The organism is Phenylobacterium hankyongense, from assembly GCF_003254505.1.
Taxonomy (GTDB): Bacteria; Pseudomonadota; Alphaproteobacteria; order Caulobacterales; family Caulobacteraceae; genus Phenylobacterium; species Phenylobacterium hankyongense.
Genome location: NZ_QFYP01000001.1, coordinates 868,155 through 891,220, shown reverse-complemented (window position 1 = coordinate 891,220; position 23,066 = coordinate 868,155). Strand labels below are relative to the sequence as shown.

24 protein-coding genes are annotated in these 23,066 nt (G+C 70.3%); 12 read left to right on the top strand and 12 right to left on the bottom strand.

Annotated features, from left to right (window positions below; all coding sequences use genetic code 11):
• The first annotated feature begins 40 nt into the window (after nt 1-40).
• The gene (locus DJ021_RS04265) at nt 41-2,401 is read left to right on the top strand and encodes a TonB-dependent receptor (RefSeq protein ID WP_243625907.1); all 2,361 of its coding nucleotides are present in this window, start codon (nt 41-43) and stop codon (nt 2,399-2,401) included.
• Between the two features lie 86 nt (nt 2,402-2,487).
• Here DJ021_RS04265 and DJ021_RS04260 read toward each other — a convergent pair whose 3' ends face one another.
• From DJ021_RS04260 to motA, 4 genes are all read right to left on the bottom strand, one after another.
• Nucleotides 2,488-2,886, bottom strand: coding sequence for a DUF6491 family protein (locus DJ021_RS04260; protein ID WP_111456364.1), 399 nt, complete (start codon nt 2,884-2,886; stop codon nt 2,488-2,490).
• Nucleotides 2,887-2,945: 59 nt separating this feature from the next.
• Nucleotides 2,946-4,754, bottom strand: a complete 1,809-nt coding sequence (gene mnmC2, locus DJ021_RS04255) for a tRNA (5-methylaminomethyl-2-thiouridine)(34)-methyltransferase MnmC2 (protein ID WP_111456363.1) — start codon at nt 4,752-4,754, stop codon at nt 2,946-2,948.
• Between the two features lie 82 nt (nt 4,755-4,836).
• Nucleotides 4,837-5,142, bottom strand: a complete 306-nt coding sequence (locus DJ021_RS04250) for a hypothetical protein (RefSeq protein WP_243625906.1) — start codon at nt 5,140-5,142, stop codon at nt 4,837-4,839.
• Nucleotides 5,143-5,334: 192 nt separating this feature from the next.
• Nucleotides 5,335-6,204 carry a flagellar motor stator protein MotA gene (gene motA, locus DJ021_RS04245; protein WP_111456361.1) on the bottom strand — a complete coding sequence of 290 codons (870 nt, stop codon included), beginning with the start codon at nt 6,202-6,204 and terminating at the stop codon, nt 5,335-5,337.
• A 110-nt stretch (nt 6,205-6,314) separates the two neighbouring features.
• On the opposite strand from motA, the gene DJ021_RS04240 reads away from it, so the two are divergent.
• Nucleotides 6,315-7,631 carry an MFS transporter gene (locus DJ021_RS04240; protein ID WP_111456360.1) on the top strand — a complete coding sequence of 439 codons (1,317 nt, stop codon included), beginning with the start codon at nt 6,315-6,317 and terminating at the stop codon, nt 7,629-7,631.
• On the opposite strand, the gene DJ021_RS04235 is transcribed toward DJ021_RS04240, so the two are convergent.
• Nucleotides 7,628-8,920, bottom strand: a complete 1,293-nt coding sequence (locus tag DJ021_RS04235; RefSeq protein ID WP_111456359.1) for a lytic murein transglycosylase — start codon at nt 8,918-8,920, stop codon at nt 7,628-7,630. The genes DJ021_RS04240 and DJ021_RS04235 overlap by 4 nt on opposite strands.
• A gap of 147 nt (nt 8,921-9,067) precedes the next feature.
• Between DJ021_RS04235 and ykgO the strand changes: the two genes are divergently transcribed.
• Nucleotides 9,068-9,193 (top strand): type B 50S ribosomal protein L36, encoded by a 126-nt coding sequence (gene ykgO, locus DJ021_RS04230; RefSeq protein ID WP_111456358.1) that lies wholly within the window; start codon nt 9,068-9,070, stop codon nt 9,191-9,193.
• A gap of 18 nt (nt 9,194-9,211) precedes the next feature.
• Nucleotides 9,212-9,814: an HAD family hydrolase gene (locus tag DJ021_RS04225; RefSeq protein WP_111456357.1), complete on the top strand. Its 603-nt coding sequence runs from the start codon at nt 9,212-9,214 to the stop codon at nt 9,812-9,814.
• Nucleotides 9,815-9,987: 173 nt separating this feature from the next.
• Here DJ021_RS04225 and folE read toward each other — a convergent pair whose 3' ends face one another.
• Nucleotides 9,988-10,581 carry a GTP cyclohydrolase I FolE gene (gene folE, locus DJ021_RS04220; protein WP_111456356.1) on the bottom strand — a complete coding sequence of 198 codons (594 nt, stop codon included), beginning with the start codon at nt 10,579-10,581 and terminating at the stop codon, nt 9,988-9,990.
• A gap of 131 nt (nt 10,582-10,712) precedes the next feature.
• Here folE and gapR point away from each other — a divergent pair, with 131 nt between their 5' ends.
• Together gapR and DJ021_RS04210 are read left to right on the top strand one after the other, a co-directional pair.
• Entirely contained in the window at nt 10,713-10,982 is a 270-nt protein-coding gene (gapR, locus tag DJ021_RS04215) for a nucleoid-associated protein GapR (RefSeq protein WP_111456355.1), read from the top strand.
• A complete protein-coding gene (locus DJ021_RS04210) occupies nt 10,979-11,284 on the top strand; it encodes a hypothetical protein (protein WP_111456354.1) in 306 nt (101 codons plus the stop codon). The genes gapR and DJ021_RS04210 overlap by 4 nt, the downstream gene beginning before the upstream one ends.
• Nucleotides 11,285-11,439: 155 nt before the next feature.
• Here DJ021_RS04210 and DJ021_RS04205 read toward each other — a convergent pair whose 3' ends face one another.
• On the bottom strand, nt 11,440-12,963 hold the full coding sequence (locus DJ021_RS04205) for a sigma-54-dependent transcriptional regulator (RefSeq protein ID WP_111456353.1): 1,524 nt from the start codon (nt 12,961-12,963) through the stop codon (nt 11,440-11,442).
• Nucleotides 12,964-13,216: 253 nt separating this feature from the next.
• Here DJ021_RS04205 and DJ021_RS19265 point away from each other — a divergent pair, with 253 nt between their 5' ends.
• From DJ021_RS19265 to DJ021_RS04195, 3 genes are all read left to right on the top strand, one after another.
• The gene (locus tag DJ021_RS19265) at nt 13,217-13,339 is read left to right on the top strand and encodes a hypothetical protein (RefSeq protein WP_279386484.1); all 123 of its coding nucleotides are present in this window, start codon (nt 13,217-13,219) and stop codon (nt 13,337-13,339) included.
• A 113-nt stretch (nt 13,340-13,452) separates the two neighbouring features.
• A complete protein-coding gene (locus tag DJ021_RS04200; protein ID WP_111456352.1) occupies nt 13,453-15,597 on the top strand; it encodes a PQQ-dependent dehydrogenase, methanol/ethanol family in 2,145 nt (714 codons plus the stop codon).
• 4 nt (nt 15,598-15,601) lie between these two features.
• Nucleotides 15,602-15,901, top strand: a complete 300-nt coding sequence (locus DJ021_RS04195; protein WP_243625905.1) for a GIY-YIG nuclease family protein — start codon at nt 15,602-15,604, stop codon at nt 15,899-15,901.
• A gap of 190 nt (nt 15,902-16,091) precedes the next feature.
• Here DJ021_RS04195 and rocD read toward each other — a convergent pair whose 3' ends face one another.
• Both rocD and DJ021_RS04185 read right to left on the bottom strand, forming a co-directional pair.
• Nucleotides 16,092-17,309 (bottom strand): ornithine--oxo-acid transaminase, encoded by a 1,218-nt coding sequence (gene rocD / locus DJ021_RS04190; RefSeq protein ID WP_111456351.1) that lies wholly within the window; start codon nt 17,307-17,309, stop codon nt 16,092-16,094.
• 11 nt (nt 17,310-17,320) lie between these two features.
• Nucleotides 17,321-18,202, bottom strand: a complete 882-nt coding sequence (locus DJ021_RS04185) for a dimethylarginine dimethylaminohydrolase family protein (protein WP_111456350.1) — start codon at nt 18,200-18,202, stop codon at nt 17,321-17,323.
• Nucleotides 18,203-18,324: 122 nt separating this feature from the next.
• On the opposite strand from DJ021_RS04185, the gene DJ021_RS04180 reads away from it, so the two are divergent.
• The 3 genes from DJ021_RS04180 to DJ021_RS04170 all read left to right on the top strand — a co-directional run bounded on the left by DJ021_RS04180 (nt 18,325) and on the right by DJ021_RS04170 (nt 20,996).
• Nucleotides 18,325-18,753: an Lrp/AsnC family transcriptional regulator gene (locus DJ021_RS04180; RefSeq protein WP_207801765.1), complete on the top strand. Its 429-nt coding sequence runs from the start codon at nt 18,325-18,327 to the stop codon at nt 18,751-18,753.
• 32 nt (nt 18,754-18,785) lie between these two features.
• Complete coding sequence (locus tag DJ021_RS04175; RefSeq protein ID WP_111456349.1) at nt 18,786-20,576, top strand: M3 family oligoendopeptidase; 1,791 nt, start codon at nt 18,786-18,788, stop codon at nt 20,574-20,576.
• Between the two features lie 123 nt (nt 20,577-20,699).
• A complete protein-coding gene (locus DJ021_RS04170) occupies nt 20,700-20,996 on the top strand; it encodes a DUF2061 domain-containing protein (RefSeq protein ID WP_111456348.1) in 297 nt (98 codons plus the stop codon).
• A gap of 3 nt (nt 20,997-20,999) precedes the next feature.
• Here DJ021_RS04170 and DJ021_RS04165 read toward each other — a convergent pair whose 3' ends face one another.
• From DJ021_RS04165 to DJ021_RS04155, 3 genes are read right to left on the bottom strand one after another with little or no spacing between them, the layout of a single operon-like run.
• Nucleotides 21,000-21,473 (bottom strand): SRPBCC family protein, encoded by a 474-nt coding sequence (locus tag DJ021_RS04165; protein ID WP_111456347.1) that lies wholly within the window; start codon nt 21,471-21,473, stop codon nt 21,000-21,002.
• A complete protein-coding gene (locus DJ021_RS04160) occupies nt 21,470-21,817 on the bottom strand; it encodes an ArsR/SmtB family transcription factor (protein WP_111456346.1) in 348 nt (115 codons plus the stop codon). The genes DJ021_RS04165 and DJ021_RS04160 overlap by 4 nt, the downstream gene beginning before the upstream one ends.
• Nucleotides 21,818-21,864: 47 nt before the next feature.
• Nucleotides 21,865-23,043 carry a BaiN/RdsA family NAD(P)/FAD-dependent oxidoreductase gene (locus tag DJ021_RS04155; protein ID WP_111456345.1) on the bottom strand — a complete coding sequence of 393 codons (1,179 nt, stop codon included), beginning with the start codon at nt 23,041-23,043 and terminating at the stop codon, nt 21,865-21,867.
• Between the last annotated feature and the right edge of the window lie 23 nt (nt 23,044-23,066).

The following is a 23,066-nucleotide window of genomic DNA, read 5'->3' as shown; positions in this document are numbered from 1 at the left end:
TGAGGCCACCGCAAGACCGCGGACCATCGACGAACTGGTGGTGACCGCGCAGAAGCGCACCCAGAACCTGCAGGACGTCCCGATCGTCGTCACCGCGGTCAACGCCCAGCAACTGCAGGACGCCGGCGTCAGGGACATCAAGGACCTGACCGTCGTGACCCCCGGCCTGACGGTGACCACCACCAGCAGCAACGCCATCACCAGCGCCCGCATCCGCGGCATCGGCACCGTCGGCGACAACGTCGGCCTGGAATCCTCCGTCGGCGTGGTGATCGACGGCGTATACCGGCCCCGCACCGGCGTGGCCTTCGGCGACCTCGGCGATCTGGAGCGGATCGAGGTGCTCAAGGGCCCGCAAGGCACCCTGTTCGGCAAGAACACCTCGGCCGGCGTGATCAACATCCTCACCAAGCGGCCGGAGTTCACCTTCGGCGCGAACAGCGAGGCGACGGTCAGCAACTACAACGGCTTCGGGGCTGCGCTTTCGCTGACCGGTCCGATCGTGGAGGACAAGGTCGCCGGCCGGCTGTTCCTCGCCGGTCGCTCGCGGGACGGCTACTACGACGTGCCCGGTGTCGGCACGACCAACGACATGAACTTCTACACGGCCCGCGGCCAGTTGCTGTTCCGCCCGACGGAAGGCCTCGAGGTCAACGTCATCGCCGACTACACCAAGCGCAACGAGCATTGCTGCGGCGCGGTCCAGATCGCCAATGCGGCCGGCCCGACGGCGGTCCTCAACTCCATCGTCCCGGGCGCCATCGCCAATCCGCCGCGCGCCGGGGACTTCGTCGTCTACGGCACGCACGACGACCTGAAGCTCGTCACCGACAAGGGCGTCTCGGTCCAGGCCGACTGGAAGACCGACTGGCTCGGCGGGGCGACGCTCACCTCGATCACCGCCGTGCGCGACTGGAAGCAGACGGGCGGCACCGACACCGACGCGACGTTGGTGGACGTGCTCTACTCGCCGCAGGTCAACATGCCCAACCCGCCGTCGGTGGAGTTCAAGCAGCTCAGCCAGGAATTCCGCCTGGCCGGCGACACCGGGCGCCTGAACTGGCTGGTGGGCGCCTTCTTCACGGATGAGAAGCTCACCCAGCATACCCGCCTGGTCTACGGGACGCAGTTCGAGCAGTACGCCAGCGGACTGTTCGCCGGCCAGCTGCCGCTGTTCACCGGCCGTCCGGCCAACGGCTCGACCTTCGTGGCCGGCCAGGGGCAGAACGACACCTACAAGCAGAAGGAACGCGGCTCGGCGATCTTCACCAACAACAGCTACAAGATCACCGACCAGCTCGAACTGACCGTCGGGGCCCGGTACACCTGGGAGAAGAAGGACCTCGCGACGGTCTGGAACAACACCGACGGCGGCATCGGCTGCGCCACCGCGCTGGCGCGGGCCCAGGCGATCGGCGGCCCGGTGCCGGCCAGCGGATCGCTGGTGCGGGCCGGCGGCCTGCTGGGGCTCGGGCCCTACAGCCTGCTCTGCGGCACCTTCCAGAACCCGGCCTTCTCGGCGCTCGGCCAGAACGCGCAGCACCTGGACGAGAGCAAGGCCACCGGCACCGTGAAGCTCGCCTACCGGTTCACGCCGGAAGTGCTGGCCTATGCGTCCTATGCGCGGGGCTACAAGGCCGGCGGCTTCAACCTCGACCGGATCGCCCAGCCGACCCAGACGGTGGCCGGCCAGCCGGCCGCCCCGGTGCTGGACACCAGCTTCCTGCCGGAGACGGTCGATTCCTACGAAGTGGGCGTGAAGAACACCCTGTTCAATCGCTCGCTGCTGGCCAACGCCACCGTGTTCTACCAGGAGTTCCAGAACTTCCAGTTGAACACCTTCAACGGCCTGGTCTTCAACGTGACCTCGGTCCCGAAGGTGATCTCCCAGGGCGTGGACGCCGACTTCGTCTGGTTCACGCCGGTCGAGGGCCTGTCCGCCCAGGGCGGCGTGACCTACGCGGAAACCTACTTCCCGACGAGCTCGGCCAGCGTTCTGGGCCGGGCGGCGCCGGGCGCGGTCCCCACCGGCAACCAGCGGCTGCCCGGTTCGCGGCTATCGCTGGCCCCGCTCTGGTCGGCCTCCCTGGCGGCCACCTACGAGCGGCCGATCAGCGCCAACCTGCTCGCCCGCTTTGCGGTCAACGCGAAGTACGTCTCGTCCTACAACACCGGCTCCAACCTGGATCCGGTGAAGAATCAGTCCGGCTTCACCCTGGTGAACGCCCGGGTCGGGATCGCCTCGGCAGACAAGAAGTGGCAACTCGAGCTCTGGGGCCAGAACCTGTTCGACAAGGTCTACTACCAGGTGGCCTTCGACGCGGTGGCGCAGACGGGCTCGTACGACGCCTTCATGGGCATGCCGCGCACCTATGGCGTGACGCTGAGGTACAGCTACTAGGCCGGTCGTCCGCCTGAGGCGGTCATCCACGAACAAAGGCGGCGTCGCCCCGGCGGGCGGCGCCGTTTTCGTTCACGGCTATTGGCTCAAGGCTTGGCGTTCCTCGGCAGGGCGGCGACCTCGGCGGCCGAGAGCTTGCGGATGTTGCGCACCGGGCATCGCTGCGGGCCGATCGTCGAATGGGTCACGATTTCGGCGTCCAGGCCCGAGCAGATGAACGACGAGCCGCGCGAGACCAGGGCGATGCTCTGGTTCCAGTCGATGTCCGGGCAGGAGCCGAACAGCTCCGCCTGGTAGACGTCGTGGACGCCCACGCGGAGGTTGACGACCTTCTCGTTGGGGGCTGCGAAGCTGTTGACGCTGCGCGACCAGAAGCAGTCGCGGTGCGGCTGCGCCGGCTTGGCCTGGGCGGCGCCCGGCCCCAGCGCGAGGGCGCCGGAAGCGGCCGCCGCCAGAAGCGCGGCCAGGGCGATCTTGATGTTCATACTCAGGTTCCTGTCTGCAGAACTCCCCCAGCCCTCCCGTATAGCTCCGCCCGGCGTTTTCAGGAACGCCCGCGCGCAAGGCTGCGGCGGTGGAAGCGTTCGGGCTCCACCAGCGCCGCCAGCGGCCCCGGCAGCGGCGACGGCGCGCCCATCGCCAGCGCCGCCACGTGCTCGGCCAGCAGGGGCGCCAGGGAGAAGCCGCGCGACCCGAATCCGGTGAGCAGGAACAGGCCCTGCGGGGCGCCGGGCGCCGGGCCGGCGATCGGCAGGCGGTCCGGGGTGGTGGCCCGCGTCGAGGCCCGGCCGGCGAGCGGCGCTGCGGCCAACCGGTCCGCCAGGCCGGGCAGCACCGCGCGCAGCGTCTCGAGGTTGCGGGCGTGGTCGCCGGCCCGCACCTCCACGCCCATGTCGTCGCGGTCGTGGGTCGCGCCGAACAGCACGCCCTCGCGGGTGGGCAGCATGTAGCCGCCCCAGGCCGCGGCCGGCGGGCTGGCGACGCCCTGCGCCCAGCTCGCCTGGCCGCGCACCGGCCGCAGGGGCAGGTCCGCGGCGAGCGCCAGGCAGCCCATGCCGGCCGCCAGGATCACCGCATCGGCCGAGGCGATCTCCGCGCCGTCCGCCGCGGTCAGCCGGAAGACCGCGCCGTCCCGCACGATCGCCGCGACGCGCGCCCGACGCACCTCACCGGCCCAGGCGGCGAGCAGCGGCTGCGGCTCGACCGTCAGGGCGGTGGTCTGGGCCAGCGCCTCCGGCGCGGTCTCGCCCAGGCTGGCGGTGACCGCCGCCGACGGCAACATCGCCAGCGCGCCCGGCTCGAACAGGTCGGAGGCGGCGATGCGGGCGAAGCGATCGCAATCGCGCGGGGCCCCGACCAGCTGCATCACCCCGCGCGCCAGGACGGCGTCGGGCTCTTGTTCGTAGAGGTCGACGGCGCGGGCGAAGGCCTGGGCGAACAGCTGCGCGGGCGGGCCGAGGCCGGCGTCCAGGCGCGGCGTCACCAGGGCGGCCGGGTTGCCCGAGGCCCCGGCGCCGGGACCCTCGAGGTCGAACACCCTCGGCTCGCCGCCGAGGGCGCGAACGGCGCGGGCCGCGGCGGCGCCGGCGATCCCGGCGCCGACGATCGCCACCCGGCGCGCGGCCGTCTCCGCGGCGGGCGAACCCGGGAGTCTCGCCTCCAGCCGCTCGCGCTTGCGACCGAAGCCCGGTCGCTTGTCCACCTGGAAGCCGGCGGCGGCGAGGCCCCGCCGCACCTGCCCGGCCACGGTGAAGGTCGCCGCCCGCGCGCCGGGGGCCGAGCGCGCGGCGACCAGGGCCAGCACCTCATCGCGCCACATGGCCGGATTGAGCGCCGGGGCGAAGCCGTCGAGGAACCAGGCGTCCGCCTGGCCCGACCAGCCCTCGAGGGCGGCCTCGACCTCGAGCACGGCGACGTCGAGGATGGCGTCGAGCTCCGGCAGCTCCAGCCGATGGACGCCACGGGCGCGGCCCGGCCAGCGCTGCGCCAGCAGGCCGGCGAGGTCGGCGAGCTCCGGCCAGTGCGCCAGGGCGCGCGCCGCCTCGGCCGCGGAGATGGGATGGGCTTCGACGGAGAAGATGTGCAGGCGGCCGCCCGCGGGCCGGTGGCGGCGCCAGAGGTCGAGCAGGGCCAGGATGTTCAGGCCGGTGCCGAATCCCAGCTCGCCGACCACGAACCGGCGGCGGCCCTGCCAGGCGTCGGGCAGGCCGCAGCCCTGCAGGAACACCGCCCGCGCCTCGGCCAGGCCGTCGACGGCGGAGAAGTAGACGTCGCCATAGAGCCGCGAGCGCGGCTGGCCATCCTCGCTCCAGGCGAGGGGACTGTCCGCGGTGACCGGGGGCGCGTCGCTCATGATCGTCTAACGACCTATGGGCCTCAAACGAAAAGGGCCGCCCCGTGGGGCGGCCCTCCGTAACGCATTTGCGTCGAGAAGCTTACTTCTTCTCGGGCGCGGCCGGGGCCGGGGCTGCGGCGGGCGCAGCGGCCGGAGCTGCGGTCGTGGTGGTGGTCGTGGCGCCAGCGGCCGGAGCAGCGGCGGTCGCGGCGGCGTCGCCAGCGGCCTTGGAGGCGTCGGCGGCGGCGTTGGAGGCGGTCGCGGCGGCGCTTTGAGCCGTGTCGGCGGCGGCGGCGGCCGTCGTGGCGTCGGCGGCGGCGGCGTCGGTCTTTTCAGCCGGCTTGGAGCAGGCGGCGACGGAAAGCGCGGCGACGGCGGCGCCGGCGACGAGCAGCTTGCGGAGCATTTCGGAGTTCATATCCCAGGTTCCCCTAGTCGGTGTGTCAAAGCGCCCGCGACGGAATAGCCGGCTCGCAAGAGCCGACGACGCCCCCCAGGCGCAGCTTAGGAATATGCCGGCCCGGCTCGACTGGGCAAGGCTTTAATTCACGCGTCCGTGATCACTTTTTTCACCTTTCCCAAGCCGGAAAGGCGGCGGTCAGCCCTCGTTGGGGATGGCCGAAAGCGCTTCTTCCAGCTCCAGGAAGCTGGGCTGGGCGCCGGAGGGCACGCTGCCGCGGCCGATCTCGACGGAGATCTGCGCGGCGTTGCCGTGCAGGTGGGCGACCAGCACCGACTGGATGATCCGGTAGAAGGAGCCTTCCTCCTCGACCACCGCCATCATCCGCGTCGCCATCGGCCCGACCATGCCGTAGGCCAGGAAGACGCCCAGGAAGGTGCCGACCAGGGCCGAGCCGATCATCTCGCCGAGGATCTCCGGCGGTTCGGTGATCGCGCCCATGGTCTTGATGACCCCGAGTACGGCGGCCACGATGCCCAGCGCCGGCAGGGCGTCGGCCAGGCTCTGCAGGGCGTGGCCGGGCGCCAGCGCCTCATGGTGGTGCTTCTCGAGCTGCTTCTCCATGGCGTCCTCGACCTGGTGCGGATCCTCCAGGTTCATGGTCATCATGCGCAGGGTGTCGCAGATAAAGTCCACGGCGAAGTGGTCCTTCATGATCCGCGGGAAGCGCGAGAAGATCGTGCTCTCGGTGGGGTTCTCGATGTGGCTTTCCAGGGCGATCACGCCCTTGGACTTCATGGTCTTGGTGAGCAGGAAGAGCAGCGCCAGCAGGTCGCGGTAGTCGGTGGGCTTCCACTTCGGCCCCGAGAACACCTTCGAGAGGCCGCCGCCGCTGGCCTTGATCACCGGCATGGAGTTGGCGATCAGGAAGCTGGCGACGCCGGCGCCGCCGATGGCCATCATCTCGTGCGGCAGGGCGTGCAGGATCACCCCGATATTGCCGCCGGAGATGATGAAGCTGCCGAACACCAGGCCGAACAGCAGCACGAGACCGATAATCTGGAACATGAAAGAGAAGAGCCCCCGGTGGTTCAGCGGAGGATCGCGGTTAATGTTTAATGGGCGGTGAGCGGCATTTGGGGTTGGCGAGACGTGCGGACCAACCCCTAATCCGGATCATGGCCAGTTCCGCAGCCGTCCCGACCAGCGGCCTTCCCAAGCGCGCGCTCGCGATCATCTTCGGCGTCTCGATCGCCACCGCGCTCGGCAACACCGGGCTGATCTCCGTCCTGCCCGCCATTGGCCGCTCCCTGGGCATTCCGGACGAGATGGTGGTCGCGATCTTCTCGCTCTCGGCGCTGCTGTGGGCCTTCTCCTCGCCGTTCTGGGCGAAGGCCTCGGACCGCTACGGCCGCAAGCCGCTGATGATGGTCGGGCTCTCGGGCTTCATGATCTCGATGATCGCCTGCGGCTCGGTGGTCAGCGCGGGCCTGCGCCATCTGGCTGCGCCGATGGTGATCTTCGCCCTGTTCCTGCTGGCGCGGGCGATCTTCGGCCTGTTCGGCGCGGCCTCGAACCCGGCGACCCAGGCCTATGTGGCCGACCACACCGGGCCCGACCAGAGGACCCAGTCGATGGCCAGCCTGGCCGGCGCCTTCGGTCTCGGAACGGTGCTGGGGCCGTTCCTCGCGCCGTTGTTCATCTTCCCCGGCGTCGGCCTGGCGGGACCGCTGTTCAGCTTCGCGGTGATCGCCGGGGGCATGCTGTTCGTGGTCTGGCGCTTCCTGCCGGAGAGCGCCTCGCGGCCGGACCCGGCGCTGGCCCGCGCCGCCGCCGCGAAGGGCGGTCCGAAGCCGCAGCCGATGTGGCGCGACTCGCGGGTGATCCCGTTCCTGATCTACGGCTTCATCGTCGCCAGCTGCCAGACGGCCCAGCAGCAGACGCTGGGCTTCCTGATCATCGACACCCTCCACCTGTCGCCGCTCGACGCCCAGCGGCCGATCGCCATCGCCATGATGTTCGGCGCCGTGGCCGGCCTGCTCGCCCAGTGGGGCGTGATCCGGATGTTCGAGATGACGCCGCGCCAGCTGCTGCGCTGGGGCGTGGCGGTGGCGGCGGTCGGCAACCTGATGGTGGCCTTCGCCCCCGACTATTCGGTGGTGGTGGCCGGCTACGCCATGGCCAGCCTGGGCTTCGGCTTCGCGCGGCCGGGGTTCACCGCCGGCTCGTCGCTGGCGGTGGCGGCCGTCGACCAGGCGCGGGTGGCCGGCGCCATCGCGGCGGTGAACGGCGTCAACGTGGTGCTCGCGCCGCTGTTCATGCGCCTCTACAAGCACGTCCACGCCGGGCCGTTCCTGCTGAACGCCACGCTGATGCTGGGCCTGCTGGTCTACGCCTTCCGCAGCAACGCGCTGCGCAACGCCGACCCGCTGCCGGCCACGCGGGCTGACACCGCCATCGCCACGCTGGAGCGCAGCGACGAAGGCGGTGTCTAGGAGGCTCCGGCCTCGGCCTTCAGCTTCTGGACCATGTCCATCGAGAGATAGCCGTCGGCGGTCAGGCCGCGCGCCTTCTGCCAGGCGCGCAGCGCGGTGCGGGTGTTCAGGCCCACGACGCCGTCGGGCGCGCCCGGATCGAAGCCCAGGGACGCCAGCGCCCGCTGGGCGGTCATCCGGTCCACCAGCGCCAGCGCGGTCTCCTGCGGCCAGGGACGGACCAGGTCGCCGCGGCCGGAGAAGCGGTCGGCCAGCAGGCCCACGGCCAGCGCATAGGCCAGCGAATTGTTGTACTTGCGGATCGCGAAGTGGTTGGGGAACAGCAGGAACAACGGCCCCGAGGCGCCGGCCGGCGCCGACAGCTGCGCCGGGACGTCCTGGTTGGCCGGCGACCACGGCAGGCCGTCGGCGCGCCGCACGCCCATCGCCCCCCACTGCACGGGCGTCAGCTTCGGGCCCTCGGTCTGGCTGAAGTCGAAGTCGGCGGGCACGGTCACTTCGCGCGCCCAGTCCTGCCCGGGCGTCCAGCCGCCGGCCTTCAGCAGGTTGGCCGCCGAGGCCAGCGCATCGGCGCTGGAGCCCCAGATGTCGCGCCGGCCGTCGCCGTCGCCGTCCACCGCGGTCGAGGCGAAGGTGGTGGGGATGAACTGGGTCTGGCCCATGGCGCCGGCCCAGGACCCGCGCAGCTGGGCCCGCGTCACCTCGCCCGAGCCGATCAGCTTCAGGGCGGCGATCAGCTGGTCCTCGGCGAACTGCCGCCGGCGGCCCTGGGCGGCCAGGGTGGCCATGGAGCGGATGACGTCGAAGTCGCCCTGGATCGCGCCGAACCCGCTCTCCATCGCCCAGACGCCCAGCAGGATCTCGCGCGGGACGCCGTAGGTCTGCTCGATGCCGTCCAGCCGGGGGACCTCGGTGCGCTTGGCCTGGCCGATCGCGGCGCGGCCGTCGGTGACCACGCCCCTGACGTAGTCGGAGATCGGCTTGGAGAATTCCGGCTGGCGGGTGTCGAGGGCGGCGACCCGCGGATCGGGGGTCAGGCCCGCCAGTTCGCGGTCCAGCAGCGCCGGCGAAACCCCCGCCTTCACCGCCCGGCCATAGAAGTCCGCCGCCCAGGCGTCGAACACCATGTCCCCGGACGCGGTGGGCGGCCGGATCGGCCCCGCCGCCGCCGGCGGCTCGGGCGCGGGCGCGCTGGGCCTCGGCGCCACAGGCGTCGGGATCGGCCGGCCGGCCGGGGTGGCGCAGCCCGCCAGGGCGTAAAGCAGGAGCAGAATGTATCGACGACGCATCCGCGCCACCCTAACGAGCGTCGAGTCCGCTCTCAATCACAAGGCCGAGATGTCCCTAAGCGTTGACTTGGCCCAACCCGCCCCGTATATGCCCCCCCTCTGTTGAACCCCCGGACGCTTTTCAGTCCGCGCGCCCGAGACAAGGTCATGAAGGTCAGAAGCTCGCTCAAGTCGCTCAAGACGCGTCACCGCGACTGCAAGCTCGTGCGCCGCAAGGGCGTCGTCTACATCATCAACAAGACCAACCCGCGCTTCAAAGCCAAGCAGGGCTGAGGCGCGGCCGTCCCGGAGATGGCGCGAGCGCTTCTCTGGGACATCGGCAACGTCATCGTGCGCTGGGACCCGCGCACGCTCTATTCCCAGGTCTTCGACGATCCAGCCGAGTGCGACCGGTTCCTGAGCCAGGTCTGCACCATGGACTGGCACCTGCGTCACGACCTCGGCGTCACCTTCGCCGAGAACCGCGCGCCGCTGCTCGCGCGCTTTCCCGAATATTCCGACCAGATCCACGCCTGGGAAACCCGCTGGTGGGAGATGTTCTCCGGCGCCATCCCTGAGACCGAGGCCGCCATCGAGGCGCTGGCCGCCCGCGGCGTGCCGCAGTTCGGCCTCTCCAACATGAGCCACGAGGTGATCGACGGGATCACCGCCATGAGCCCGGCCTTCCGGCATTTCGGCGGCATCGTGATCTCGGCCGAGACCGCGGTCATGAAGCCCGACCCGCGCATTTACCGCCAGGCCTGCGAGCGGTTCGGCGTTGCGCCGGAAGACGTCCTGTTCGTGGACGACAGCGCCAGGAACATCGAAGGCGCGCGGGCGCTGGGCTTCGACGTCCACCACTTCACCGACCCCGCCGCGCTCCGGCCGGCGCTGGAGGCGCGCGGCCTGCTCTAATCTCTCCTCCCCCGTAAAACGGGGGAGGGGGACCATCCGCCGAAGAGCGGATGGTGGAGGGGGCGCGGGTCCGCACGTGCGCCGGCTCGCCCCCTCCGTCACGCCCCCTCCGTCACGCCCTCTGCGGGGCGCGCCACCTCCCCCATCCTCTTCGGGACAGGGGAGGAGCGAAGTCAGTGCTCCCCGTTCCTCACCAACTCGAAGAACTCCTGGCGGGTGCGCGGGTCGTCGCGGACCTCGCCCAGCAGGTGGCTGGTGGTCAGCCGCGAGCCGGGCGTGTTGACGCCGCGCATGGTCATGCAGCTGTGCTCGGAGACGATCACCACGCCGACGCCCTTGGGCTGCAGGATGTCGTGGATGGCCTCGGCGATCTCGGCGGTGAGCTTCTCCTGGATCTGCAGCCGGCGGGCGAAGCCGTGCACCACCCGCGCCAGCTTGGAGATGCCGACCACCCGGTGCGACGGCAGGTAGCCGACGTGGGCCTTGCCGAGGAACGGCAGCATGTGGTGCTCGCAGAAGCTCACCACCCGGATGTCCTTCAGCACCACCAGCTCGTCGTAGCCGCCCACCTCGCTGAAGGTGCGCTCCAGGTAGGCGCGCGGATCGGTGTCGTAGCCGGAGAACAGCTCCTTGTAGGCGCGCGCCACGCGGGCCGGGGTGTCGAGCAGGCCTTCGCGGTCGGGGTCGTCGCCCGCCCATTCGATCAGGGTGCGCACGGCGGCTTCGGCGTCGTCCTGGGTGGGTGGGCTCTTCGGGGTGTTTGACATCGGGGCCTCCGCGGCGATCCGTCTCAACGGGCGCAGACAAGTCAAGGTTCAAGGTGCGGATGACAGCGGCCGGGCTGATGAGTAGGGTCGCGCGCTTTCCGACAACCCCCGACTCGCGAGAGGCTTTCCCCATGGCCGACGACGCTTCCGCCCATCCCGACGTGCTCAACCAGGCGGCCCAGGGCCAGCTGAAGAGCATCATCGAGCGCATCGAACGCCTCGAACAGGAGAAGTCGGAGATCGCCGAGCAGATCAAGGAAGTCTTCGCCGAGGCCAAGGGCAACGGCTTCGACGTCAAGATCCTGCGCAAGGTGGTCCGCATCCGCAAGCAGGACCGCGCCAAGCGGATGGAAGAGGACGCCATCCTCGACCTCTACCTCTCCGCCATCGGAGAGATTTGAAGCGTAAGGCTCCAGATCGGAAGGCGCAGGCCAAACGCGCTGCGCTGAACGCCCTCAAACGCGCCCAGCGCCAGGCCGAACGGGCCGGCGTCAAGCTCTCCGAATGGGAGGGCGAATTCCTGGGCTCGGTGGCCGAGCGGGTGAAGACCTACGGCCGCGCCTTCGGCGATCCCGAGAAGGGCGCGCCGGGCGAGGCGCTGTCGGCGATGCAGACCGTCAAGCTCAAGGAGATCGCCGCCAAGGCGAAGGGCGAGAAGACGGAGATGAAGCGCCGGCCGTTCCGGCGGAAGAAGCCGGAGTAGGGGGCCCTAACCTCCCATTTTCCGCTCATCCCCGCGAAAGCGGGGACCCAGGCTTTTTATTGTGGCTGAGGGATCCAACCTCGCCCATGGGCCGCGCGAAAACGCAAAACACCTGGGTCCCCGCTTTCGCGGGGATGACCGCAGGTTTGTGCGCCTCAGGCGACCTTAGCTTCAGGATCAGCTTCGTCGGAAACGCCCTTCACCACGTCTTCCAGGCCCTGTTCGCGGACCTTGCGGTAGAGGGTGGAGCGGCCGATGCCGAGGCGGCGGGCGACCTCGCTCATGTGGCCGGCGTAGATGCCGATGGCGAGCTGGATGAGGTCGCGTTCGATCTCCTCCAGGGTGCGCAGATGGCCGCGGGCGTCGAGGATGCGCACCGGCGCGTCCTGGCTCAGGTCGCTGATCAGCTGCTGCGGCGTCGGTAGGGCGGCGGGCATGCCGGCCACGGGCGTGCGGGCAGGGGGCGTGCGGGCAGGCGGCGCGGCGGCCTCCGGCGGCGGCGCGGCCACCCCGGAGATCGCCGGGAAGTCGTGCGGCTGCAGATAGGGCGCGTCGGCGAGCACGATGGCGCGATAGACCGCGTTCTCCAGCTGGCGGACGTTGCCGGGCCAGTCGAAGGCGGCCAGGAAGGCCATGGTTTCGGGCGCGGCGCCCACCACGGACTTGCCCTCCTCGACGTTGAAGCGGCGGACGAAGGCGTCAACCAGGGCCGGCACGTCGTCCTTGCGCTCGCGCAGGGCCGGGGCCTCGATCGGGAAGACGTTGAGGCGATAGAACAGGTCCTCGCGGAACCGGCCGTCCTTCACCGCCTGGCCGAGGTCGCGGTTGGTGGCCGAGACGATGCGGACGTCGACCTTGATCGAGCGCTTGGCGCCGACCGGGTCGATCTCGCTCTCCTGCAGCGCCCGCAGCAGCTTGACCTGGATGTCCAGCGGCAGCTCGCCGACCTCGTCGAGGAACAGGGTGCCGCCGTTGGCCTCCTGGAACTTGCCCAGATGCTTGTCGGTGGCGCCGGTGAAGCTGCCCTTCTCGTGGCCGAACAGGATGGATTCCACGAGGTTCTCGGGGATCGCCCCGCAGTTCACCGCCACGAACGGCTTGCCGGCCCGCTCGGAGGAGCCGTGCACGGCGCGGGCGATGACTTCCTTGCCGACGCCGCTTTCGCCGGTGATCAGGATCGGGATGGAGGACTTGGCCGCCCGTTCGCCCAGCCGCTTGACCATGGTCATGGGCGCCGACGACCCGATCAGGTCCTCGAAGGTGGTGCGGCCGGACTGGTGCTTCTTCAGCCGGTCGACCTCGCCCTTCAGGGCGCCCATCGACAGCGCGTTGCGGATCGAGACGATGATCCGCTCCGGCGCCGCCGGCTTGATGAAGAAGTCGACGGCCCCGGCCTGCATGGCCTGCACGACCGTGTCGATGCCGCCGGTGGCCGTGACCACGATCACCGGCTGCGAGAAGCCGCGCGCCCGCATTTCGGCCAGCGTGTCCTGCCCGGAGATGCCGGGCATGACGAGGTCGAGGAGGACCACGTCGACCCCCGCGCCGGACCCGAGGTGGCGCATCGCCTCGTCGCCGTTCTCCGCATGGGAGACGGCGAAGCCCTCGCGCTCCAGGACCGCCTGGATCAGCCGGCGTTGCGTCGGGTCGTCGTCGACGACCAGGACCGTTTTGGCCATGTGAAAACACCCACCTTGATCGGCCGTCGTCTCAGTCGGACGAGGCTCCTTATGTCGCGAATTGATACAGGCCTTGGGTAAAGGCGGGGTTTCGGAGACCTGAGTCAGGGGTTAACGCGGGGGCTCTCGCCGCTGGCCGCGACGTGCTAGGTTCCGCGCCCCGAAGACGCGCTCGGCCGGCCGGCGCCTCTTCGTCCGCCGCTTCGCCCGTTCGGCAGCTTCCGCTGCCCAGGGACCTGAAGGAACGACGGCGATGAAGACCCAGAAGAACACCCAGACCCCCACCCGCCGCGACCTGATCGACCCGCGCTCGTCGGTGTCCACGCCCAGGGATCCGCGCCTGCCGCTGCTGAACGACCGCCGCAGCACCCGCTGAGACCCGCGCCTGATGTATCCGCCGCGCGGTTGACGTGGCGGCGCGCTTGCCCGCGCGAGCCATCGGGGCATAGTTCTCCCCAAGGCCGAGATTAACGGCCGTTGGGAGGCGACATGAGGATCACCAAGCTGGCGCTGGCGCTTGCCTGCGTGGCGAGCCTGGCGGCGTGCCAGAAGCCGATGGGCCAGAAACAGGCGGGCCCGGGCCGGGTGGACGCCCAGCGGCTGCAGGCCGCCGACGCCAACGGCGAGTGGCTGTCCTACGGCAAGGGCTACTCCGAACAGCGGTTCAGCCCGCTGACCCAGGTCGACGCCAGGACCGTCCCGCAGCTGGGGCTGGCCTGGTACGCCCAGTTCGACACCAACCGCGGCCAGGAAGCCACGCCGCTGATGGTCGACGGGGTGCTCTACACCACCACCGCCTGGTCGAAGGTCTATGCGTTCGACGCCGCCACCGGCAAGCCGAGGTGGTCCTTCGACCCGAAGGTCGAGGGCGCCAAGGGCTTCGACGCCTGCTGCGACGTGGTCAACCGCGGGGTCGCGGTGTGGAAGGGCCGGGTCTATGTCGGCACGCTGGACGGGCGGCTGATCGCGCTGGACGCCGGGACCGGCCAGCCGGTCTGGTCCGTGCAGACCACCGACAACTCCAAGCCCTACACGATCACCGGCGCGCCGCGGGTCATCAAGGACAAGGTGCTGATCGGCAACGGCGGCGCCGAATACGGCGTGCGCGGCTACGTCACCGCCTATGACGCCGCCACCGGGCACCAGATCTGGCGGTTCTACACCGCGCCCAACCCGACCGGCGCGCCGGACGGCGCGGCCTCGGACAAGATCATGGCCCAGAAGGTCAACGCCACCTGGTCCGGCGGGGTCTGGAAGCAGTCCGGCGGCGGGGCCACCGTCTGGGACGGCATGGCCTACGACCCGGCGCTGGACATCGTCTACCTCGGCGTCGGCAACGGCGCGCCGTGGAACCACCTGAAGCGGTCCGGCGGCAAGGGCGACAACCTGTTCGTATCCTCGATCCTGGCGCTGAAGCCGGACACCGGGGAATACGTCTGGCACTACCAGACGACGCCGGGCGAGAGCTGGGACTACACCGCCACCCAGCCGATCATGCTGGCCGACCTCAACGTCGGGGGGAAGCCGCGCAAGGTGCTGATGCAGGCGCCGAAGAACGGCTTCTTCTATGTGCTCGACCGGGCGACCGGCGAGCTGCTGTCGGCCAAGAACTACGTGCCGGTCAGCTGGGCCACCGGCGTCGACATGAAGACCGGCCGGCCGATCGAGAACCCGGCCGCCCGCTACGCCAACGGCCCGTCCCTGCAGATGCCGGCGCCGTTCGGCGGCCACAACTGGCACCCGATGGCCTTCAGCCCGAAGACCGGCCTGGTCTACATCCCGGCCCAGTCGGTGCCGTTCGCCTATGTGGACGACAAGACCTTCCGCTATCGGCCGGGCGCCTGGAACACCGGCACCGATTTCCTGGCCAACGCCGCGCCGATGACGCCGGCCCAGCAGGCGGCGCTGGTCTCCCAGATCAAGGGCATGCTGATCGCCTGGGATCCCGTGCGGCAGAAGGCGGTCTGGACCGTCCAGCACCCCTATTTCTGGAACGCCGGCGTGCTGGCGACCGGCGGGGGCCTGGTCTTCCAGGGCGCGGCCGAGGGGCAGTTCGACGCCTACGACGCCGCCAGCGGGACCAAGCTGTGGTCCTACAAGACCGGCAACGGGGTGATCGCCGCGCCGATGACCTATGAGCTGAACGGCGCCCAGTACGTGGCGGTGATGGTCGGCGAGGGCGGGGCGGGCGAGATCTCCTCGCCGGCGCTGATGCCGCAGCGGCCGCGGCTGCCCGGGCGGCTGCTGGTGTTCAAGCTCGGCGGCAAGGCCGTGGCGCCCGACTACGTGACGCCCGCGCAGCCGACCGTCGACCTGAGCAAGGTGAACTCGACCGGCGCCGTCCAGAACGGCTTCGTGGTGTTCAACCAGAACTGCCAGGTCTGCCACGGGCCGAACGCCACCGGCGCCTGGCTGCCGGACCTCAAGCGCTCGCCGATGATCGCCACCCCGGAGGACTTCCGCTCGGTGGTGATGGAGGGCGCCCGCGCCCACAACGGCATGGCCAGCTTCGCCCGCTTCCTGAACGCCGGCGAGGTCGAGGACATCCGCGCCTACCTGATCTCGCTGGCCAAGGGCGCGCCGACGCCGGCGGTGGAATCCGCCAAGGGCGGGCCGGGGGTGGGGCCGAAGTAGCGGCTTGGTCGGGCGCGACGCCTTCATCGCGGTCTACATCATGGCCGACCGCATGCGCGGCACGCTCTACATCGGCGTGACCGGTCAGCTGGTCCGCCGCGTGTGGGAGCATCGTGAAGGGATCGTGCCCGGCTTCACCTCCAAGTACGGACTGAAGCGCCTGGTCTGGTTCGAGCCGTTCGAAGGCATGCTGAACGCCATCCAGCGGGAGAAGTCGCTGAAGCGCTGGCCGCGGGAGTGGAAGATCAACCTGATCGAACGCGAGAACCCGCACTGGGACGATCTCTACGATGGGATCGTGTAGCGGGTCGCCGCCGCCTCACCCCCCTTCGTGTAGGTCGCCGCCGCCCCATCCCTTCGTCATCCTAGGCCTTGTGCCTAGGACCCCTCTGTCGGGTTCCCGGATGGTCGAGGGGGAGCTGCGTGGCGCCACACGTCCCCACTCACAGACGCTGAGGAAGGGGTCCTAGGCACAAGGCCTAGGATGACGAATGTTATTGCAGCGCCGCGGCGAACTGCTCGACGATCCAGTCGGCCTGGTCGGCGGTGAGGATCAGCGGCGGGGCGATGCGGATGGTGTGGTCGTGGGTTTCCTTGGCGAGCAGGCCGCGGGCCTGCAGCCCCTCGCAGACCCGCCGGGCGCCGCCGGCGTCGGGGTGCAGTTCGACGGCCAGCATCAGGCCGCGGCCACGGACCTCCTTCACGCGCGGCGCGTCGATCGCCGCCAGCGAGGCCTGCAGGCGGGCGCCGATGCGGGCGGCGTTGTCGATCATGCCTTCCTCGACCAGCACCTTCAGCGCCGCGCGCGCCACCGCGCAGGCCAGCGGGTTGCCGCCGAAGGTCGAGCCGTGCTCGCCCGGATGCAGCACGCCCATGACCTCGGAGTTCGAGAGCACGGCGGAGACCGGATAGAAGCCGCCCGACAGCGCCTTGCCGATCAGGGTCAGGTCCGCCTCGATCCCCTCGTGCTCCTCGGCCAGCAGCTTGCCGGTGCGGCCGAGGCCGGTCTGGATCTCGTCAAGGATCAGGATGACGTTGTGCCGGGTGCAGAGCTCGCGCGCGGCCTTCAGGTAGCCCGCCGGCGGAATGATCACGCCGGCCTCGCCCTGGATCGGCTCGACCAGGAAGGCCACGGTGTTGGGGGTGATCGCCGCCTCCAGCGCCCTGGCGTCGCCATAGGGCACGACCTTGAAGCCCGGCGCGAACGGGCCGAAGCCGCTGCGCGAGCCCGGATCGGTGGAGAAGCCGACGATGGCCACGGTGCGGCCGTGGAAGTTGTCCGCCGCGACGATGATCTCCGCCTGGTCGGCGGGCACGCCCTTGACCTCGTAGCCCCACTTGCGGGCGACCTTCAGGGCGCTCTCCACGGCCTCCGCGCCGGAGTTCATCGGCAGCACCTTGGTGGAGTGGGTGAGCGCGCAGAGCTCTTCGTAGAAGGGCGCCAGTTGGTCGTTGCGGAAGGCGCGCGAGGTCAGCGTCAGCCGGCCCGCCTGCTCGACCATGGCCTCCAGGATCTTCGGGTGGCAGTGGCCCTGGTTGACCGCCGAATAGGCCGACAGGCAATCCAGGTAGCGGCGGCCGTCCACGTCCCAGACATAGACGCCCTCGCCGCGGGTCAGCACCACGTCGAGGGGCTTGTAGTTCTTCGCGCCGTAGAGGGCCTCCAGCGCGATCAGCTGCTCGGTGCGGGAGCGCAGGGCGATGTCGTTCATGGCGGCTGTCCCTATTCGGCGGCGAGGATGGCGGCGGCGGGCGCGCTGGTCCGATCGAGCCGCAGCGTCATGCAGTAGGCGGCCCCGCCGGAGAGGATGAAGGGATCGAGGTCGACCTCGACGAGCGTGTAGCCACCGGCCCGCAGCTTGGCGCGCAGCGAGGCCGGGGCGCGGGCCATGATCACCTTGGCGTCGAGGTTGACCGCGTTGACGCAGAAGGCGGCGGCCTCCTCATCGCTGGCCTCGATGCGCTGGGCCTCCGGCACGCGGGCGCGGATGGCGGCCAGCGCCGGCGCGGTGAAGGCGGCCGGGTAGTAGAGCACCTTGCCGCCGGCCAGCGGGCAGAAGCAGGTGTCCAGGTGGTAGAAGCGGTCGGAGGCCAGCTCCAGCGGCACGACCTCCTGGCCGAACACCCGCCTGATTACCGCCAGCGCGCCGTGGCTGGAGCGCGGCCCGTAGCCGGCCCAGAACAGCTTGCGGTCCTTGTCCCAGATGCAGTCGCCGGCGCCCTCGTGGAACAGGCCCTCCGGCAGATCGACGAGCTCCTCGACCAGGCCGCGCTTGCGGAGCTTCTCGAACGCCGAGCGGAACACCGCCTCCTCGCCCTGCCGCTCCGGATAGCGGAAGCGGGCCAGCAGCACGCGGCCGTCCAGCACCACCGCGGCGTTGGCCGGGAACACCAGGTCCGGCAGGCCGCGCACGCCGCCGATGGTCTCCACGTGCGCGCCGGCCGCCTGCAGGGCGGCCTTCAGCTGCGCCGAGCCGGCCTGGGCGGCGGCCTTGCAGGCGGCCGGATCGGCGCGCCAGGCGGTCGGCTGCATCCACGGATTGATCTGGTAGCAGACGTCGAAATGACCTGCGTCGGTCATCAGGAACTGCGGCCGGGGGTCCATGGGCGTCCTCAGAGCTGTGGTGGCTGGGGACGAATGATCGCGCCGGGCGGCGCTAGCGAATAGCGCACAAGCTGCTAAATTATGCGCTGTTGTCTGACGATCTGATAAGGATCATTGGCGTTATGATGGATGACCTGGATCGCCGGCTGCTGGCGCTGTTGCGCGTCAACAGCCGCGAGTCGGTGGCCTCGCTGGCCGGTCGGCTGAAGGTCTCGCGCGGCACCGTGCAGAACCGCCTCGAGAAGATGACCCGCGACGACGGCGTCATCCAGGGCTTCACGGTGAAGATCCGGCCCGAGGTCGAGGCCCAGCGGGTGCGCGCCATCATGTGCATCGCCATCGAGGGCGAGCGCACCAGCGCCGTCGTCAGGGCGCTGCGCGGCTTCCCGGAGGTGGACAAGGTCCACACCACCAACGGCCGCTGGGACCTGGTCGCCGAACTCGACACCAGCGACCTGCGGGAATTCAGCCGCACCCTCGACCAGATCCGCCTGGTCGCCGGCATCGCCTCGACCGAGACCTCGATCCTGCTGGCGACGCAGAAGATGTGACTCCTCGGGGTCGCAGGCTTAAACCTCTCCTCATGAACGCCCCCTTCAAGACCGAAGCCCTGCCCGAGTGGCGGCTGGACGACCTCTACGCCGGCCGCGACGACCCGCGGATCGAGACCGACATCGCCGAGGCCAAGCGCGCCAACGACGCCCTGGTGGAGCTGCAGGGCCGGTTCGTCGCCGCCCGCGCCGACGCCGACGCCCTGGGCCAGCTGCTGGACGGCGGCATCCGGCTCTATGAGGCCGCCACCAACGGGCTCTGGGCGGTCGGGGCCTACGCCTCGCTGGCCGCCTCCACCGCGCGCAACGACCCGGCCTGGTCGAAGTTCGAGGCGGACCTGCGGGCCCGCTCGGCGCAGATCGCCGCCGAGAGCCTGTTCTTCACCCTGGAGATCAACCAGCTGGAGGACGCCGAGATCGAGGCGGCCATGGCGGCGCATGCGCCGGCGGCGCGCTGGCGGCCGTGGATCCGGCGGGTGCGGCTGTCGCGGCCGCACGAGCTGACGCCGGACCTGGAGCGGATGGTCATCGACCGCGGGCCGGCGGTGGCCAACTGGAGCCGGCTGTCCGACGAGACCCTGGCCCGGCTGACCGCCAAGGTCGGCAAGGACAGGCTGACCCTGCCGGAGACGCTGAACCGCCTCTCCGACCCGGACGCCAAGCGCCGCAAGCAGGCGGCGAAGGGGCTGGCCAAGGCGCTGGAGGCGCGCACGCCGAGCCTGGCGCTGGCGCTCAACACGCTGGCCTTCGAAAAGCAGGTGGAGGACCGCTGGCGGAAGTATCCCGACCCCGCCGCCTCCCGCCACCTGGCCAACGAGGTGGACGCCGACGCCGTGCAGGCGCTGGAGGCGGCCGTCGTGGAGTCCTACGCCTCGGTCAGCCACCGCTACTACCGGCTGAAGGCCCAGGTGATGGGCGTCGACGTCCTCAACCAGTGGGACCGCAACGCGCCGCTGGATACCGAAGCGCCGCGCACCTACCGCTGGGAGGAAGCCAAGGCGATGGTGCTGGAGAGCTTCGCGGACCTGGCGCCGAAGTTCGCCGACACCGCCCAGACCTTCTTCACCCACCCCTGGATCGACGCCCGGCCGCGGCCCGGCAAGCAGTCGGGGGCCTATTCGCATCCGGTGACCTCCGACCGTCACCCCTACGTGTTCATGAACTTCATGGGCGAGCGGCGCGACGTCCTGACCCTGGCCCACGAACTCGGCCATGCGGTGCACCAGACGCTGGCCGCGCCGCTCGGCACGCTGCTGGCCGACACGCCGCTGACGCTGGCGGAGACCGCCTCGATCTTCGGCGAGGGCCTGGTGTTCGAGCGCCTGCTGGACAACGCCTCGAAGTCCGAGCGCCGCGGCCTGCTGGCCGGCAAGATCGAGGACGGCATCAACACCGTCGTGCGGCAGATCGCCTTCCACCGCTTCGAGACCCGCTTCCACGCCGCGCGGCTGGAGGGCGAAGTGTCGGCGGAGGAGATCGGCAGCCTGTGGCTGGAGGTCATGGGCGAGAGCCTGGGGCCGGCGATCAAGCTCAACCGCGGCTACGAGCACTACTGGGCCTACGTCAGCCACTTCGTGCACGCGCCCTTCTACGTCTACGCCTACGCCTTCGGCGACCTCCTGGTGCGCGGCCTGATGGAGAAGCGCCGGGAGGACCCGCAGGGGTTCGCGCCGCTGTACGAGGACCTGCTCGCCGCCGGCGGCACGCGGACCTACGTCGAGGCGCTGGCGCCCTTCGGCCTCAACCCGCGGGAGAAGGCGTTCTGGGCGGCCGGCATGAAGCAGCTGGAGCGGCTGGTGGACGAGTTCGAAGCCCTGGTCTGAGGGCCGGGCTGACCGCGCGCACAGAAAACCTATCGGCAGCCTGGGAATTCTTGGCTCCCACGCGGCCGACGCCGATGGCAGGACACCAGCCTTCCTCCACCATCGACGTCAGGATGCGACCCGATGCTTTTCCGTGCGCCCGAAGCCCATTCGCGTTCCTTCGTGAAGGCCGTCAGCTGGCGCATCCTCGGCAGCATCGACACCTTCGTGATCAGCTACTTCATCACCGGCCACCTGGTGTTCGCCGCCTCGATCGCCTCGGTGGAGAGCTTCACCAAGATCGGCCTGTTCTATTTCCATGAGCGGATCTGGGCGGTGGTGCCCTGGGGCCGGCCCGCGGCGATCGAGATCGACCCCGAGGCGGTCGCCGCTCAGCCGCCGGTCTCCCAGCAACCGGTCGCAGCGCGCGCCGCCGCCTGACGCTCAGGCCTCGGCCGGCTCGACCAGCGACGCGCCGACCCGATCGAGCAGGATCGCGGTGCCGTGCTCGCGGCTGCCGGCGTCGTCGTAGCCGTCGAGGAAGGCGCCCTGTTCGGTCATCACCAGGCGCGTGCCCTGGCCGGCCGGCTTGAATTCCAGCGTCGCCAGCGACACCGAGATCTTCCGGTCGTCCAGGCGCATCTCGTAGGCGTAGACGATCCGCTCATCGGGCACGATATCCTGGTAGGTGGCGCTGAAGTCGGAGACCCTGCCGCTGGCCCAGCGGCCCTTCAGCCGCTCGCGGCCGCCCTCGCGGAAGTCGAACGCCCGCTCGATGATCTGCCACTCCTCGTTCGGGCCGGAGAACCAGCGGGCCTTGCCCTGTTCCGTGGCGAAGGCGGCGAACACCCGCGCGGGCGTCGCGTCATAGGTGCGCTCGAGGCAGAAGGTGGCGTGGGTGACGGTGCGGTCGGTCATGGCTTGCTCCCTTTGTCCGGGTCGGTGTCGGCGAGGTAGTCGCCCAGGCGGTCGAGGCGGCGCTCCCAGCCGGTGCGCCGGTCGTTGATCCATTGCTCGGCCAGTTGCAGGGCGCCGGTGTCGAGCCGACAGGTGCGCACGCGGCCGACCTTCTCGGTCTTCACCAGGCCGCTGGCCTCCAGCACCTGCAGGTGCTGCACCACGGCCGGCAGCGACATGGCCATCGGCTGGGCGAGTTCGCTGACCGAAGCCGGCCCGCGGCTCAGGCGCTCGACCATGGCGCGCCGGGTGGGGTCCGACAGCGCCTGGAACATCTGGTCGAGGCTGGATGATTGGTTAAGCACATCCTTAAGTATCATCGTGCCCGCCGGCAGGCAAGTACGCGCGTGCATCACACCGCCTGGCCGGCGCTCCAGCCGCTGGCCCAGGCCCACTGGAAATTGTAGCCGCCGAGCCAGCCGGTGACGTCCACCACCTCGCCGATGAAGTAGAGGCCGGGCACGGCCTTGGCCGCCATGGTCCGGGAGTCCAGCGCCTCGGTGTCGACCCCGCCCAGGGTCACCTCGGCGGTGCGGTAGCCTTCGGAGCCAACCGGCTTCACCCGCCAGGCGTTCACGGCGGTGGCGATCCGGCGCAGCAGCTTGTCGGGGGCGTCGGCCACATTGCCGGTCGCGCCCTCGGTGTCGGCGATCAACTGGGCGAGACGCCTGGGCACGAACTGGCTCAGCACCGTGGCGACCGCCTGCCGGCCGTGCTCGGCGCGGGCTCGGCGCAGCGTCTCGAAGACGTCGACGCCGGGCGCCATGTCGACCTCGATCTCGCCGCCCTCGCGCCAGTAGGAGGAGATCTGCAGCACCGCCGGGCCGCTGAGCCCGCGGTGGGTGAACAGCATGGCCTCGTCGAAGGCCCGCTTGCCGCTGGCGACCCGGGCGTCGACCGCCACGCCGGCCAAGGGCTTCAGCCGCTCCAGCAGGCCGACCTCGAAGGTCAACGGCGCCAGCGCCGGCCGGGTCTCGGTGACCGGCAGGCCGAACTGGCGGGCGATGTCGTAGCCGAAGCCGGTGGCGCCCATCTTCGGGATCGACTTGCCGCCGGTGGCGATCACCAGGTTTGCGGCGACGACCTGCGGGCCGCCCATCGACAGGCGAAAGCCGCCGTCGGTCTTCTCGACGCCGTCGACGGTGGTCTGCAGGCGCAGCTGCACGCCGTGCGCGCGCATCTCGGCCAGCAGCATGTCGATGATCTGACGGGCGCTGTCGTCGCAGAACAGCTGGCCGAGGGTCTTCTCGTGCCAGGCGATGCGGTGGCGGTCGACGAGGGCGATGAAGTCGGCCGGCCGATAGCGGCGCAGGGCCGAGATGCAGAACCGCGGGTTGGCGGAGATGAAGTTCTCCGGCGCGGAGTGGATGTTGGTGAAGTTGCAGCGGCCGCCGCCGGAGATGCGGATCTTCTCGCCCGGCGCCTTGGCGTGGTCGAGGACCAGCACCTTGCGGCCGCGCTTGCCGGCCTCGATGGCGCACATCATCCCGGCGGCCCCGGCGCCGATCACCACCACGTCGTACTGGTCCAAAGGCCCCTCCCGCGAGAGGCCCA

What these genes read in the sequence shown, in the direction of transcription:
- DJ021_RS04260 (WP_111456364.1), bottom strand. Translation starts at nt 2,886, where the DNA reads ATGAACATCAAGATCGCCCTGGCCGCGCTTCTGGCGGCGGCCGCTTCC.
- mnmC2 (WP_111456363.1), bottom strand. Translation starts at nt 4,754, where the DNA reads ATGAGCGACGCGCCCCCGGTCACCGCGGACAGTCCCCTCGCCTGGAGC.
- DJ021_RS04250 (WP_243625906.1), bottom strand. Translation starts at nt 5,142, where the DNA reads ATGCTCCGCAAGCTGCTCGTCGCCGGCGCCGCCGTCGCCGCGCTTTCC.
- motA (WP_111456361.1), bottom strand. Translation starts at nt 6,204, where the DNA reads ATGTTCCAGATTATCGGTCTCGTGCTGCTGTTCGGCCTGGTGTTCGGC.
- DJ021_RS04240 (WP_111456360.1), top strand. Translation starts at nt 6,315, where the DNA reads ATGGCCAGTTCCGCAGCCGTCCCGACCAGCGGCCTTCCCAAGCGCGCG.
- DJ021_RS04235 (WP_111456359.1), bottom strand. Translation starts at nt 8,920, where the DNA reads ATGCGTCGTCGATACATTCTGCTCCTGCTTTACGCCCTGGCGGGCTGC.
- ykgO (WP_111456358.1), top strand. Translation starts at nt 9,068, where the DNA reads ATGAAGGTCAGAAGCTCGCTCAAGTCGCTCAAGACGCGTCACCGCGAC.
- DJ021_RS04225 (WP_111456357.1), top strand. Translation starts at nt 9,212, where the DNA reads ATGGCGCGAGCGCTTCTCTGGGACATCGGCAACGTCATCGTGCGCTGG.
- folE (WP_111456356.1), bottom strand. Translation starts at nt 10,581, where the DNA reads ATGTCAAACACCCCGAAGAGCCCACCCACCCAGGACGACGCCGAAGCC.
- gapR (WP_111456355.1), top strand. Translation starts at nt 10,713, where the DNA reads ATGGCCGACGACGCTTCCGCCCATCCCGACGTGCTCAACCAGGCGGCC.
- DJ021_RS04205 (WP_111456353.1), bottom strand. Translation starts at nt 12,963, where the DNA reads ATGGCCAAAACGGTCCTGGTCGTCGACGACGACCCGACGCAACGCCGG.
- DJ021_RS19265 (WP_279386484.1), top strand. Translation starts at nt 13,217, where the DNA reads ATGAAGACCCAGAAGAACACCCAGACCCCCACCCGCCGCGACCTGATC.
- DJ021_RS04200 (WP_111456352.1), top strand. Translation starts at nt 13,453, where the DNA reads ATGAGGATCACCAAGCTGGCGCTGGCGCTTGCCTGCGTGGCGAGCCTG.
- rocD (WP_111456351.1), bottom strand. Translation starts at nt 17,309, where the DNA reads ATGAACGACATCGCCCTGCGCTCCCGCACCGAGCAGCTGATCGCGCTG.
- DJ021_RS04185 (WP_111456350.1), bottom strand. Translation starts at nt 18,202, where the DNA reads ATGGACCCCCGGCCGCAGTTCCTGATGACCGACGCAGGTCATTTCGAC.
- DJ021_RS04180 (WP_207801765.1), top strand. Translation starts at nt 18,325, where the DNA reads ATGATGGATGACCTGGATCGCCGGCTGCTGGCGCTGTTGCGCGTCAAC.
- DJ021_RS04175 (WP_111456349.1), top strand. Translation starts at nt 18,786, where the DNA reads ATGAACGCCCCCTTCAAGACCGAAGCCCTGCCCGAGTGGCGGCTGGAC.
- DJ021_RS04170 (WP_111456348.1), top strand. Translation starts at nt 20,700, where the DNA reads ATGCTTTTCCGTGCGCCCGAAGCCCATTCGCGTTCCTTCGTGAAGGCC.
- DJ021_RS04165 (WP_111456347.1), bottom strand. Translation starts at nt 21,473, where the DNA reads ATGACCGACCGCACCGTCACCCACGCCACCTTCTGCCTCGAGCGCACC.